11 protein-coding genes and 1 pseudogene are annotated in these 13,117 nt (G+C 70.1%); 8 read left to right on the top strand and 4 right to left on the bottom strand.

Annotated elements, in window-relative coordinates:
• Positions 1 to 48 precede the first annotated feature (48 nt).
• From E3O60_RS10940 to E3O60_RS10925, 4 genes are all read left to right on the top strand, one after another.
• Positions 49 to 1,338 (top strand): ROK family transcriptional regulator, encoded by a 1,290-nt coding sequence (locus E3O60_RS10940; RefSeq protein WP_088457434.1) that lies wholly within the window; start codon positions 49 to 51, stop codon positions 1,336 to 1,338.
• 80 nt (positions 1,339 to 1,418) lie between these two features.
• On the top strand, positions 1,419 to 2,504 hold the full coding sequence (locus tag E3O60_RS10935) for a sugar ABC transporter substrate-binding protein (RefSeq protein WP_088457433.1): 1,086 nt from the start codon (positions 1,419 to 1,421) through the stop codon (positions 2,502 to 2,504).
• Between the two features lie 99 nt (positions 2,505 to 2,603).
• Positions 2,604 to 3,488: an ATP-binding cassette domain-containing protein gene (locus E3O60_RS10930; RefSeq protein WP_088457432.1), complete on the top strand. Its 885-nt coding sequence runs from the start codon at positions 2,604 to 2,606 to the stop codon at positions 3,486 to 3,488.
• Positions 3,485 to 4,789, top strand: coding sequence for a sugar ABC transporter permease (locus tag E3O60_RS10925; RefSeq protein WP_088457431.1), 1,305 nt, complete (start codon positions 3,485 to 3,487; stop codon positions 4,787 to 4,789). Before E3O60_RS10930 ends, E3O60_RS10925 begins: the two co-directional genes overlap by 4 nt.
• A gap of 248 nt (positions 4,790 to 5,037) precedes the next feature.
• Here E3O60_RS10925 and cobA read toward each other — a convergent pair whose 3' ends face one another.
• Positions 5,038 to 6,132: a uroporphyrinogen-III C-methyltransferase gene (cobA, locus tag E3O60_RS10920; protein WP_088457430.1), complete on the bottom strand. Its 1,095-nt coding sequence runs from the start codon at positions 6,130 to 6,132 to the stop codon at positions 5,038 to 5,040.
• Positions 6,133 to 6,135: 3 nt separating this feature from the next.
• Positions 6,136 to 8,808, bottom strand: a complete 2,673-nt coding sequence (nirB, locus tag E3O60_RS10915; RefSeq protein WP_134498069.1) for a nitrite reductase large subunit NirB — start codon at positions 8,806 to 8,808, stop codon at positions 6,136 to 6,138.
• Positions 8,809 to 9,010: 202 nt separating this feature from the next.
• On the opposite strand from nirB, the gene nirD reads away from it, so the two are divergent.
• Both nirD and E3O60_RS10905 read left to right on the top strand, forming a co-directional pair.
• Positions 9,011 to 9,409, top strand: coding sequence for a nitrite reductase small subunit NirD (nirD, locus tag E3O60_RS10910; RefSeq protein WP_088457428.1), 399 nt, complete (start codon positions 9,011 to 9,013; stop codon positions 9,407 to 9,409).
• Complete coding sequence (locus tag E3O60_RS10905; RefSeq protein WP_134408666.1) at positions 9,409 to 10,152, top strand: sirohydrochlorin chelatase; 744 nt, start codon at positions 9,409 to 9,411, stop codon at positions 10,150 to 10,152. The genes nirD and E3O60_RS10905 overlap by 1 nt, the downstream gene beginning before the upstream one ends.
• Positions 10,153 to 10,179: 27 nt before the next feature.
• Here E3O60_RS10905 and E3O60_RS10900 read toward each other — a convergent pair whose 3' ends face one another.
• Both E3O60_RS10900 and E3O60_RS10895 read right to left on the bottom strand, forming a co-directional pair.
• Positions 10,180 to 10,734: a GNAT family N-acetyltransferase gene (locus E3O60_RS10900; protein ID WP_134408667.1), complete on the bottom strand. Its 555-nt coding sequence runs from the start codon at positions 10,732 to 10,734 to the stop codon at positions 10,180 to 10,182.
• A 62-nt stretch (positions 10,735 to 10,796) separates the two neighbouring features.
• Positions 10,797 to 11,723, bottom strand: coding sequence for a LysR family transcriptional regulator (locus E3O60_RS10895; protein ID WP_103460959.1), 927 nt, complete (start codon positions 11,721 to 11,723; stop codon positions 10,797 to 10,799).
• A 327-nt stretch (positions 11,724 to 12,050) separates the two neighbouring features.
• Here E3O60_RS10895 and pyrE point away from each other — a divergent pair, with 327 nt between their 5' ends.
• Together pyrE and E3O60_RS10885 are read left to right on the top strand one after the other, a co-directional pair.
• The gene (gene pyrE, locus E3O60_RS10890) at positions 12,051 to 12,596 is read left to right on the top strand and encodes an orotate phosphoribosyltransferase (protein WP_165787853.1); all 546 of its coding nucleotides are present in this window, start codon (positions 12,051 to 12,053) and stop codon (positions 12,594 to 12,596) included.
• Positions 12,596 to 13,117, top strand: a pseudogene (locus E3O60_RS10885) (hypothetical protein); the annotation flags it as partial. The gene pyrE and the pseudogene E3O60_RS10885, both read left to right, overlap by 1 nt.

Below are 13,117 nucleotides of genomic sequence, written 5' to 3'. Positions count from 1 at the left end.
GCGCGAAAGCTTGCCCGTCCTGGTGGTCTCGGCAGTATCGTGTCTCCTGTGAGCAGCCGCCGCAATCCCGGGTCGCAGTCGTCCCTGCGTGAGGCCAACCGCGCCCGCATCCTCGACGCGATCACCCACCACGGCGCCCTCACCCAGGTGGAACTGGCCGCGGTCACCGGGCTGTCGCCGGCCACGGTGTCCAACATCGTCAAGGAGCAGGCCGCCGCCGGGGTGCTGGCGACCACGCCCACGTCCCGCAGCGGCCGTCGCGCGGTGCGAGTCACCCTCGCCAGGGAACTGGGCCTGGTGGTGGGCCTGCACGTGGCGAACCGGCAACTGCGGCTGGCGCTGGCCGACGCCGGCCACCAGGTGCTGGCCGAGCGGATGCTGCCGCTGGCCCGCGACCACCGCGCCGACAGCGAACTCGACAGGGTGATGCTGCTCATCCGGGACATGGCCGAGTCGGTGGGCGCCGGCCTCGACGAGGTGCTCGCGGTGGGGGTGGGTCTGGCCGCGCCTGTCGACCCGCGTACCGGCCTCATCGCCACTGCCGGCTTGCTGCGCGGCTGGGACGGGGTGCCCGTCGCCGAGGAACTCGAGTCGCGGCTGCACCGGCCGGTGTTCGTCGACAACGAGGCCAACCTCGGTGCACTCGCGGAGTACCGCATCGGCGCGGCCCAGGGCGTCCGGCAGGCGGCCTATCTGCGCCTGTCGCACGGTGTGGGCGCCGGCCTGATCGTGGATGGCCGGGTCTATCGCGGCGGTAGCGGCAAGGCCGGAGAGATCGGTCACGTCACCCTCGACGAGCAGGGCCTGGTCTGCCGATGCGGCAACCGCGGCTGCCTGGAGACCCTGGTGGGAGCCTCGGCGCTGGCCGCGAAGTTCCCCGGCAGCCACGGCGAGGTCAAGCTGCGCGACGTCGTGCTGCGCGCCGAGGCGGGCGAGGCCCTGGCGCGCCGGGTGATCGCCGATGCCGGCCGGCACCTGGGTATCGCGCTCGCGGGTCTGAGCAACCTCGTCGACCCGCACCGCATCGTGGTCGGCGGTGAGCTGGCCGAAGCCGGCGAGATGCTGCTCAGCCCCCTGCGGCACGCTCTGGAACGCTCCACCCTGGCCACTGCAGCCGGGGTGCCCGAGGTGGTCAAGGGCGAGCTGGGGGAGCGGGCCGAGTTGCTCGGCGCGGTGCTCTTCGCCATCGATCGCGCCCAGATCACGGCGGGCCGCACCGACGGCCCGATCCGCACCGTGGCGGCCGCCCCGGCCCCCGATATCCTGCCGGGGATCGGTGGCATCCTGCCCGGTCTGGCCCCGCAAATATCGCCCGAAAGGGGCGGTCTGGCCTCTTGAGTTCAAGCCTTGACGGCATTTGGCACCGGGGCCATGCTCGTTACACCGCCAACGAGGGTGGTCACAGTAGGAGGCACATCATGAGAAAACCCAGGAAGAGGTTCGCGCTCCTGTCGATCGCATTGATCGCTACCGCGGGTGCTCTGACCGCGTGCACCACCGGCGACGACGGCGGCAGCGACGACGGCGGCGGCGGGTCCGGCGACGCCATCAAGATCGGCCTGCTCCTCCCCGAATCCCAGACGGCCCGGTACGAGAAATTCGACCGCCCGCTGTTCGAAGAACACCTGGCGACCCTGGGCGACTACGAAGTCGTCTATGCCAACGCCGACCAGGATGCCTCGAAGCAGCAACAGCAGGCTGAATCCGCCCTCACCGAGGGCATCGAGGTCATGGTTCTCGACCCCGTCGACGGTGCGGCGGCAGCCAGCATCGTCGCGAACGCCGCCGCGCAGGACGTTCCGGTGATCGCCTACGACAGGTTCATCGAGGGTGGCCAGATCGCTTACTACATCTCCTTCGACAACGAACAGGTCGGTGTTCTCCAGGGTGAGGCCCTCGTGGAGCGGCTCCAGGCCGACGGTACGACCACCGGCATCATCATGATCAACGGGTCGCCCACCGACGGCAACGCGACGCTGTTCAAGGAAGGCGCCCACTCGGTCATCGACGCGAGCGGCATCCCGATCCTGGCCGAGTTCGACACGCCGGACTGGAGTGCCGAGGAGGCTCAGACCTTCGCGGCCGGCCAGATCGGTCAGTTCAGTGACCAGATCTCGGGCGTCTACGCGGCCAACGACGGTACGGCAGGCGGCGCCATCGCGGCACTGCGGGCCGCCGGAGTCGACCCGATCCCCCCGGTCACCGGTCAGGACGCCGAGCTCACCGGCATCCAGCGCATCGTCGCCGGCGACCAATTCATGACGGTCTACAAGGCGATCAAACTGGAAGCGGAGTTGGCTGCCGAGGTGGCCGACCAGCTGGCCCGCGGCGAAACGCCGGAGGGAGACACCGAGATTGACGGCATCCCCGCGACCCTGCTCACCCCGGTCGTCGTCACCGTCGACAACATTGCCGACACCGTGATCGCCGACGATTTCTACACCGTCGACGAGATCTGCACCGCTGAATACGCGGACGCCTGCGCGGCCGCCGGCCTGCAGTAAGGCGGTGCCCCAGACGCCGACCGGGAGTCCTACCCACGATTCGACTCCCGGTCGGCCCACCGGCTCCAACAGCCAGCGGCTGCAAACAGAGGAATCACAATGACCGTGCTTTCCCCCGAACCCGTGCAGGGCGCACCCACCAGCGAACTCGTGCTCTCCATGCGCGGGATCGACAAGAACTTCGGCGCCGTGCAAGCCCTCACCGCCATCGACCTGGACATCTACTCCGGTGAGGTGGTCGCGCTGGTCGGCGACAACGGTGCCGGCAAGTCCACCCTGATCAAGATCCTCGCCGGCGTGCACCCCAAGGACGGCGGCACGATCACCGACGGAGACAAATCGGTCACGATCAACAACCCGGCTGAATCCGGCGCGTTGGGCATCGCCACCGTCTACCAGGACCTGGCCCTGTGCGACAACCTCGACGTGGTCGCCAACCTGTTCCTCGGCCACGAACTCGGCCGGGGCACCATCAACGAGGTCGAGATGGAGAAGCGCTCCTGGGAGCTGTTGCGGCAACTGTCGGCACGCATCCCCTCGGTGCGTATCCCGGTGGCGTCGTTGTCTGGCGGTCAGCGCCAGACCGTGGCCATCGCCCGTTCGCTGATCGGCGACCCGCGCATCGTGATCCTCGACGAGCCCACCGCGGCGTTGGGTGTGGCCCAGACCGCCGAGGTGCTCAACCTCATCGAGCGGCTGCGTGAACGCGGCCTTGCCGTGGTGCTGATCAGCCACAACATGGCGGATGTGCAGGCCGTCGCCGACCGCATCGTGGTGCTGCGTCTGGGCCGCAACAACGGTGAATTCAAGGTGGCCGATGTCACCTACGAAGACATCATCGCGGCCATCACCGGCGCCTCCGATAACGCCGTCACCCGGCGCGCCCAAGCCCGGGTCGGCTCTCCGGAGGCCGCGGATGACGCTGTTCCATCCCCTGACGTTGCACCCCCTGATGTTGCACCCCCAGAGGAGGCCCGGCCATGACGACCCCGACATCGCCCCCACAGTCCAGCCCGCCCGAACCGGCGGCGCCGCCCACCGAAACCGTGCGCCTCGCCGCGGTGGCCGCCGACCTGCAGGACGAGCGCCTCATCCAGCAGCACGGCATCGGCGGTGCGGTGCGCGCCTTCGGTCGGCGGGTACGTTCCGGTGACATCGGTTCGTTGCCCGTTGTGATCGGCCTGATCGTGATCTGGGTGGCGTTCTCCCTGCTCAACCCAAACTTCCTCTCCAGCACCAACCTGGTCAACCTCACCCTGCAGTGCGCGGCCGTCGGCACCATCTCCATCGGCATCGTGCTGGTGCTGCTGCTGGGCGAGATCGACCTGTCGGTCGGGTCGGTCAGCGGCCTGTCCGCGGCCATCCTCGCGGTCGGTTTTGTCAACCTGGGCTGGCCGCTGCCGGTCGCCCTGCTGGCCTCGTTGCTGTCCGGTGTGGTCATCGGCCTGCTGTACGGGTTCCTGTATACCCGGTTCGGGGTACCCAGCTTTGTGATCACCCTGGCCGGGTTGCTCGGCTTCCTCGGGCTGCAGCTGTGGGTGCTCGGCTCCACGGGGTCGATCAACATCCCTTTCGATTCCTGGATCGTGCAGTTCGCCCAGCAGTGGTTCCTGCCCGACTGGCTCTCCTACGTGCTGGTGATACTGACGGCGCTGGCCTATGCGGCGCAACTGTTCGTCACCGCGAACCGGCGGGCGGCGGCGGGGCTCTCGGCCGTGCCGGCCACCTCGATCGTGGTGCGCAGCGTGTTCCTGCTGCTGGTGCTCGCCGTGCCCACCTGGTACCTCAACCAGACCCGCGGTGTCGGCGCGACATTCGTGCTGTTCCTGGTGCTCGTCGTGGTGATGAACTTCTTCCTCACCCGCACCCGCTGGGGCCGGTCGGTGTACGCGGTCGGCGGCAATGTGGAGGCCGCCCGGCGGTCCGGCATCAACGTCACCAAGGTCTACCTCACGGTTTTTGTGCTGTGCTCCACCTTCGCGGCTCTGGGCGGCATCCTCGCCGCGGGCCGGCTGGCGGCAGCCAACCAGGGCTCGGGCGGCGGCGACACCAACCTCAACGCCATTGCCGCCGCGGTGATCGGCGGCGCCAGCCTCTTCGGCGGCCGCGGCAGCGCGTTCTCCGCGCTGTTGGGCATCCTGGTGATCCAGTCGATCTCCAGCGGCCTGACCCTACTCAACCTGGACTCGTCGATCCGGTACATGATCACCGGCGCGGTGCTGCTGCTCGCGGTCATCGTCGACTCCCTGTCGCGCCGCACCCGGGCGTCGCACGGTAGAGCCTGACCGCCTCCCGCCCGGGGCCGGGCGGAGGCGGCAGAGGAAGGCGGCGGTTCTCGCCCCACCCCGGCAGCGCAGCCGGCGAGGCAGGATCGCCGCCTTCGCGTTGCCGGGATGCGGCACCATCGCCGGGAGCACCTCATGCAAGTGGCGGTGATCCCCTTCGCTGACTTGCCGCAACGTTCCCTTTCCAGAGCAGGCACAGGGGGTTTTGCAGCAACTCGGCCGGTCAGTCGGGTCGGCGGGGCGGGAACCTAGGTCGCCAGGGTCGCGGCCTCGCGCAGGAGATCGGCGGCAGTGTCATCGCCGTGCGCGGCCAGGGCCACCACGTCGCCGATCACCACGACGGCGGGGGATCGCACCCCGGCGTGGGCCGCGAGCGCGGCGATGCTGTCCAGCCGGCCGAGGGTCGTGCGCTGGTCGTGGGCGAAACCGCGCTCCACGATCGCCACGGGCATGTCGGTGCGCATCCCGAGCCTGGTGAGGCCGGCAACCAGCTGCTGCAGGGTGCCGATTCCCATCAGGACCACGATGGTGCCGCCCAGGCCCACCAGGTGGGTCAGTTCGGTGTCGTTGATCGGCGCGTGCCCGGAGATCACCGTGAACATCCGGGTGATCTCGCGGTGGGTGACGGGGATGCCCGCGGCGGCCGGCACGGCGATGGCGCTGGTCACCCCAGAGATCACGGTCACCGGTACACCGGCGGCGCGGCAGGCGATGACTTCTTCGCCACCCCGACCGAAGACGAACGGGTCGCCGCCTTTCAGGCGCACCACGGTGAGGCCGGCCAGGGCGGATGCCACCATCATCCGCTCAGCATCGCGCTGGGGGATCGCGTGGTGACCGGGAGCCTTGCCCACGTCGATCTGCTCGGCGCCGGGCGCCCAGACGTCGAGCCTGTCGGTGGGGCCGAGCCGGTCGTAGTAGACGATGTCGGCCGCGTTCAGTGCCGCGAGCGCACCGACCGTGAGCAGGCTTTCCAGGCCGGGGCCGCCGCCGACGAGCGTGACCGACCCGATGGGCGCGGTCGACGCCGCGGTTTCCCGGCTCAGCCAGGTGCGGTGCCGCGCGCACGCCGCAGCGATCACGGCGTCGGTGGGCGGAGTGGTCTCCACGACGGCGACCAGGTCGACGGCGGCGATGAGCGCATTCCAGGCGCCGACCGACCGGGGAAACACCGGGGTGTGCACCCCGGGGGCCGGTCGGACGGCCGGCGACTGCGGGCCGGGTCCGGCCAGGTGGTACACGGTCGCGCCCGAGGCCAGGTACCGCGCGAGGACACGGCGTGCCGCGTGGGCCCCGCCGACGACGAGGACCCGTTTCCCCGAGAAGTCGAGGCCGGCGGACACGGGCTACTCCACGCCGGTCGCCGAGGAAACCGGGATGTCGATGTCGTCCCGGCGAACCGGGATGGTGAGGCCGGCCAGGTGGACGGGGCCGCCGGCGCTGGTGCCGTCGCGTTCTTCAGGGCGGGCCGGACGCGGCTGGCCGCGTTCGATCACCTGAAGGAGCGACGGGTCGGGGGTGTCGGAGTTCACGAACGGCCGGAACCGGCGCAGGCGCTCGGGATCGGCCAGCGTGGCGGCCCACTCGTCTTCGTACACGTCGATGTGGGCGGCCATGGCCGCTTCGAGGTCATCGGCGATGCCCAGGGAATCGCTGCAGACGACGTCGCGGACGTGGTCGAAACCACCCTCGATGTCTTCCTGCCAGCGGGCGGTGCGCTGCACGCGGTCGGCGGTGCGGATGTAGTACATCAGGTAGCGGTCGATGTACTTGATCAGGGTTTCCTCGTCGAGGTCCTTGGCGAGCAGCACGGCGTGAACGGGCTGGAAGCCGCCGTTACCGCCGACGTAGAGGTTCCAGCCCAGCTCGGTGGCGATGACGCCGATGTCCTTGGCGCGGGCCTCGGCGCACTCGCGGGCGCAGCCGGAGACACCGATCTTGAACTTGTGCGGCGAGCGCAGGCCGCGGTAGCGGTTCTCCAGCGTGATCGCCAGCGCCACGGAATCCTGCACTCCGAAGCGGCACCAGGCCGACCCCACACACGACTTTGCCGTGCGCAGGCTCTTGCCGTAGGCCTGGCCGGACTCGAAACCGGCATCCACCAGGGTGCGCCAGATGTCGGGCAGCTGGTCGAGCCGGGCGCCGAACAGGGCGATCCGCTGACCACCGGTGATCTTGGTGTACAGGTTGAATTCGGCGGCGACCTCGCCGATCGCGATGAGCTTCTCCGGGGTGATTTCGCCACCGGGAATGCGGGGGATAACCGAGTAGCTGCCGTCCTTCTGCATGTTGCCGAGGGCACGGTCGTTGGTGTCCTGCAGGCCGCCACGGCCGGCATCCAGGATGTACGCGGAGGACTGCGAGGCCAGGATCGAGGCGATGGTGGGCTTGCAGACATCGCAGCCGAGGCCGGTGCCGAAGCGTTCCATGATCTGGTCGAACGAGGTGAGCTGCAGTACCCGCACCGACTCGAACAGTTCGCTGCGGCTGATCGAGATGTGCTCGCAGAGCGCCTTCGAGATTTCAAGGCCGGCGGCGGTCAGTTCGGTTTCGAGAACCTTCTTGAGCAGCGGCACGCACGAGCCGCACTGGGTGCCGGCCCGGGTGCAGGCCTTGAGTGCGCCGAGCTCGGTGACGGGGTCGCCGTGGTCGCCACGGATGGCCGCGCGCACGGTGCCGAACGACACGTCGTTGCAGGAGCACAGCTGGGCGTCGTCGGGCATGTCGGAGCTGGACGGCAGCTCGGCGCCGGAGGCGGACAGGTACGCGCCGGGTTCGGCGGGCAGTTCGCGGCCGAGCAGCGGGCGCAGCGACAGGTACGGGGAGGCGTCGCCGACGAAGATGCCGCCGAGCAGGGTCTTGGCGTCGCTGGACACGACGACCTTCTGATACAGGCCACGCGCGGGGTCGGCGTAGACGACCTCGAGGGCCCGCTCGCCGGTGCCGAAGGCGTCACCAAAGCTGGCCACCTCCACACCGGAGAGCTTGAGCTTGGTGGCGTCGTCGATGCCGGGGAACAGGGCCTGGCCGCCGTTGAGCCTGTCGGCCACGACCTCGGCCATCGCGTTCGCGGGAGCGACGAGTCCGATGCAGCGGCCGTCGTAGCTGGCGACCTCGCCGATGGCCCAGATGCCGGGCACGGAGCTGGAGCAGTCGTCGCCGATCACGATGCCGCCGCGCGGGCCGATCTCCAGGCCCGCCGCGCGGGCGAGTTCGTCGCGGGCACGGATGCCGATGGACCAGACAATCAGGTCGGCGTTGATCTGCCGATCGTCGTCGAGGGTCAACCCGAGTACCTGGCCGGTCTCGGCGACGAGGATCTCGGTGGGGCGGTGGCCGAGTTCGAGGTGGATGCCCTGGCCGTGGATGAGACGGCCGAGGGCCATGCCGGCACCCTGGTCGAGCTGGGTGGGCATCAGCCAGGTGGCGCCATCCACGATCGTGGTGTTGGCGCCGAGGCGCTGCACACCGCCGGCGGCCTCGAGCCCCAGCAGGCCGCCGCCGATCACGGTGACGTTCGCGGGCCGGCCGAACTTCGCCTTCAGGCGTGCGGTCTCGCTGACGAGGAAGTCCACGTCTTCGATGGTGCGGTACACGACACCCTTGTCGCCACCGGGCACCGGCGGAACGAAGGCGCTCGAACCCGTCGCGAACACCAGGTCGTCGTAGGCCAGGGCGTCACCGTTGTCGAGGGTGACGGTCCGGGCCGCGGGGTCCACGGCGGTGACGCGGCTGCCGCCGCGGTAGCGCACGGTCTCGGACTGCCAGAACACCGGGTCGCCCAGGGTGAGGTCCTCCGGACCGTTCAGGCGGTGCGAGAGGGAGACCCTGTCGTAGGGCAGGTGGATTTCCTCGCCGATGACGGTGATGTCGACGGGCCGGGCGGAATCGCCGTCCGCGACAGTGCGGGCGACCATGGCCTCGGTGAACCGGTGCGCGGCGGGGCCGCCTCCGATCACGATGACGCGGCGCACGCCGTCCGATTCGCTGGTCGTCGGCAGGGGAGTGTTCAGTGTCATTACGGCATCTCTCGGGTAAATCAGGCCGCATAATCCCGACGGCGTCGTCCGCCGTCGCGCCGACCTCATGGCGTCCCTCAAGTAAGTCACATCCGCGCGCGCTAAAAGAGGGTACTTGGTCCCGAAGATCACGACCCCGGCTTGGGTAATCTGAGGGGGTGCCGAACGCATCCACTGGCCCGGCGCCGGAATCGAGGACATCATGCTGACCACTGAAAGCACCACCGCGCCGCGGAGCGCCGACGCCACCACCGGATGGGCGACAGTCTGCGAACTCTCCCAGCTCGAACCCCTGTGGGCAGAAGCGGCCATCGTCGACGGCGAGCAGCTCGCGTTGGTGCGGATGCCCGACGGAACCGTGTACGCCGTCTCGAACCGGGACCCCGCGACCGGCTCGTTCGTGATGTGCCGGGGAATCGTCGGCTCGCACGGGGACCGGGTGACGTTGGCCTCGCCGCTGCACAAGCAGGTCTATGACCTGGCCACCGGCGAGTGCTTCACCTCCGCCGACTTCACGCTGCCCACCTTCGAGACCAGGGTCGAATCCGGCTCGGTGCAGGTGCGGCTGGCCCCGGACGCCTCGGCCCGCGCCGCGGCGTGATGAGCGACGCACTCCAGCGCGACACAGCGCCGCTCCTGCTCCTCGCCTCGCACGGCTCCCGGGATCCCGCTGCCCAGCGCGCGGTGCTGGCCCTCGTCGACGCGGTGACTCGGGCGCTGACCACGATCAGCCCGGCCACCCCGGTTGCGGCCGGTTTCATCGATGTGCAGCAGCCGGATGTGCCGCAGTGCCTCGCCGAGGCCGACCCCGGCCGGTCCGCCGTCATCGTGCCGCTGCTGGTGTCCGCCGGGTACCACGTGAAGTTCGACCTCGCCAACGCCGTGGCCCAGGCCCAGCCGCGTCAGGTCGGCGTGACCGCGGCGCTCGGACCCGACAGCCGGCTGACCGACATCCTCGCCGACCGGCTGGCCCAGAGTGGCCTGCGCGCGGAAGACCGCGTGATCCTCGCCGCCGCGGGATCGAGCGACGCGGACGCCGTGGCCGACTGCCGCACAGCGGGCGAGCAACTAGCCGCCCTGCTGGGCCGACCGGTCACCGTCGCCTTCATCGCCGCCGCGACGCCGAGTCTGGTGGATGCCGTGGCCGCCGCGCGCAGTGAGTCACCGGATGCCCGCCTGGTCGTCGCGAGCTATCTGCTGGCACCGGGCACCTTCGCCAGGTGGTCGCAGGACGCCGGCGCGGACGTGGTCAGCGCGACCCTCCTCGTCGAGGGCGAGGAGCCCCCGGCCGCACTCGTCGACGTGGTGGTGGACCGGTACCTGAGTGGCGTGCGCACGCTCTGACGCCGGGCGCGTCGGCAGCCGGAGGGCTTAGACCTCGAGGCCGTCGCGGATGATCGTCTGCCCGGTCGGCCATTTGCTGAACGGCGCCGCCACCGGGAGCACCATCGCGGGGCCGGTGAAGGTCTCCTGGCGCATCCGGGTGTCGATCATGCGGGTCACCTGTCCGGGCGACTGCCGCCAGCCGCCACCGGCGTAATAGGCGACGAGCTCGGGAGCGCAGGTGAGGTAGCCGAACGGCAGCCCCTGGCCGGTCAGGGCCGTGGCGGCCTCGGCGAGCAGCCGGCGGCCGAGGCCGGTGCCTTGGTAGTCGGGATCGACGCCGACCAATCCCACATCGCCGACCAGCTGCGACCCGCCGGACTCGAGGCGCAGCATCCGCCGCACGAAGCCGAGGTGGGCGACCGGCCGGCCGTCGTGGTAACCGATCACGCGGGCCTCCGGGCGGGCGCCCATCCAGCTGCGGGTGCCGGTGAAGGTGGCGTGGTCCTCGGGGTAGTAGCGCGCGAACAGGGCCGCCAGGGCGGTGTGGTCGTCGGCCGAGAGATCGGCCTCCCAGCGCAGGGTCCATTCGATGTCAGCCATCCGGTCAGCCTAACCGCCGGCGCACGACCAGCCGCTGGAGGACCAGCCGCTGGAGTACCGGCTCAGCCGGCCGCCGCCGCGTGCTCGGCTTGCACCTGCGCCGCCCGGGCGCGCAGCGCCTCGACGACGGTACGCACGGCCAGTCGTTCGGCACGGTCGGGCCGCATCAGCGCCACGATCTGCCGTTCGGCGTCGAGTCCCCGTAGTGGCTTGAGTACCATCCGGCCGGGCTGGTCGCCGCTGGAGGTGTATCGGGGGACGAGGGCGATGCCGAGCCCGGCCATGATGAACGATTCGATCAGCCGCATGTCCGCGAACCGTTGGGTGACCAGGGCGCGGCTGCCGGTCTGCAGTTCGATGTCGTGCAGGATGCGTCCGAACGGGTAGCCGAGGGGCACGCCGATCCAGGTCTCACCGACCACGTCGCTCGCGCCCAGCGACACCCGACCGGCCAGCCTGTGTCCGGTCGGCAGGCCGACGTCGAGGGGTTCGGTCATCAGGGGCACCGAGGTGAGGCCGCGCCCGCCCCAGGTGTGCTGCCCGCGCATGCTGTGGGCGAGCACGATGTCGTATTCGCTCGTGAGCGCGGGAAAGTCGCTGAGCTCCGGGTCCATGTCGGTGCAATGCACCGCCAGGCCGTCGTGGTCGGCCAGGTCCTGCAGTGCGCCCGGCAGCAGCATCTGTCCGGCGGTGGGGAACGTGACCAGGCTCACGTCGCCGGTGGCCCGGTTGCGGAAGGTGTCCCAGACGGCTGTGGCGCGCTCCAGCGCCACCGCGATATCCGTCGCGCTCGCGGCCAGCGCGCGGCCGGCGTCGGTGAGCACAAGCCCGCGCCCGCTGCGTTCGGTGAGGGGCAGGCCGGCCTCGCGCTCGAGGACCTTCAGCTGCTGCGAGACCGCAGACGGGGTGCGGTGGGTGGCCCGCGCAACGGCGGTCACGCTGCCGCGTTCGGCCAGCTCGCGGAGCAGTTCGAGGCGCTGAACATCCATGAAGCCAGACTACATAGTCCTTGCTAAACAATGTGATTGTGCTGAATGGTTGTTGGTGGTCAGATAAAGACGTCGGTTACCGGGCAGCAGCCCGCGTGGCCCGGCCATCCACTTCCCTCGAAAGGCACGACCGTGTTCGTTTTCATGCTCCTCATCTCCCTTGTTGCCGTAGGCGCCGTCGTCGGCACCGTCGTTGCCGTGAACAAGGATGGCTACGGTCGTGTTCCCGTGCGGAAGTTCGTTCGCAGCTTCTGATCACCCCGACCGGCGCACGCCCGTATCGTGCACCGGGCGCGCGGGCGCGTGTTGGCCTAAAGTAGCCCTGTGATGGATACCCGCAGAAAACTCATCGACTACATCTCGGCCGACGCCGTCTTCCACGGTGACTTCACCCTCACCAGTGGCAAGAAGGCCACGTACTACGTGGATCTCCGCAAGGTCAGCCTCGACCACAGGGTCGCCCCGCTGATCGGCCAGGTCATGATCGATCTCATCAAGGACATTCCGGATGTCGTGGCCGTCGGCGGCATGACCATGGGCGCCGACCCCGTCGCCACCGCGATCCTGCACCAGGGTGCCGCCCGCGGGCTGGCCTACGACGCCTTCGTCGTTCGCAAGGAACCCAAGGACCACGGCCGTGGCCGCCAGGTCGAGGGCCCAGACCTCGCCGGCAAGCGGGTCATCGTCCTCGAAGACACCTCCACCACCGGTGGCTCACCGCTCGCCGCCATCGAGGCGCTGCTCAAGGTGGGCGCCATCATCGCCGGCGTCGCCGTGGTCGTGGACCGCAGCACCGGGGCCCGCGAAATCATCGAAGAGGCCGGCTACCCGTACTACGCGGCCATCGGACTCGAGGACCTGGGACTGAGCTGATGCCCGAGCAGCAGGGCGGCAACGACGACAAGGACCTCGGCCTGGACTGGCTCGCGGCTCAGCTGAACGCCGACGACAGCGAGGCTGCCGCCGAGCCCGCCGCCGAGCCCGCCGCCGAGGCCGCCGCCGGCACCAAGGCGGATGCGGGGCCCGACTCTCCCCCGACCGTCGCCCTCCCCGTCACGCCCGTTGTCGTTCCGCCGGTTGCACCGCCCGCCGCACCGCCAGCAGACCCGCCCGCCGCACCGCCGGGGCCCGCTGCGCAGGTTCCATCCCCGGATTCTGCGTCGGCCGACGGTGACACCGCGCCTGCCGCCACCACCCCGGCGCCGTCCGGCGGTTTCCGCTGGGGCCTCACCCCGACCTTCGAGCCCGATCCGGCCGTTGACGCCGCGCGACGCACCCCGCCGGCTCAGGCCGCTCCCGCGACTCCGGTCATCCCCGCCGCGGCGCCGCCTGTTGCACCGGCGCCGGCCGCCGCCGCGGCTCCGCCCGTTCGTCCCGCATCCGCGCCACGGGCC

It is taken from the genome of Cryobacterium sp. TMB1-7, from assembly GCF_004402435.1.
GTDB classification, from domain to species: domain Bacteria; phylum Actinomycetota; class Actinomycetes; order Actinomycetales; family Microbacteriaceae; genus Cryobacterium; species Cryobacterium zongtaii.
Note: the sequence above shows the minus strand (reverse complement) of the source record. Positions and strands in the feature narration are given on the sequence as shown.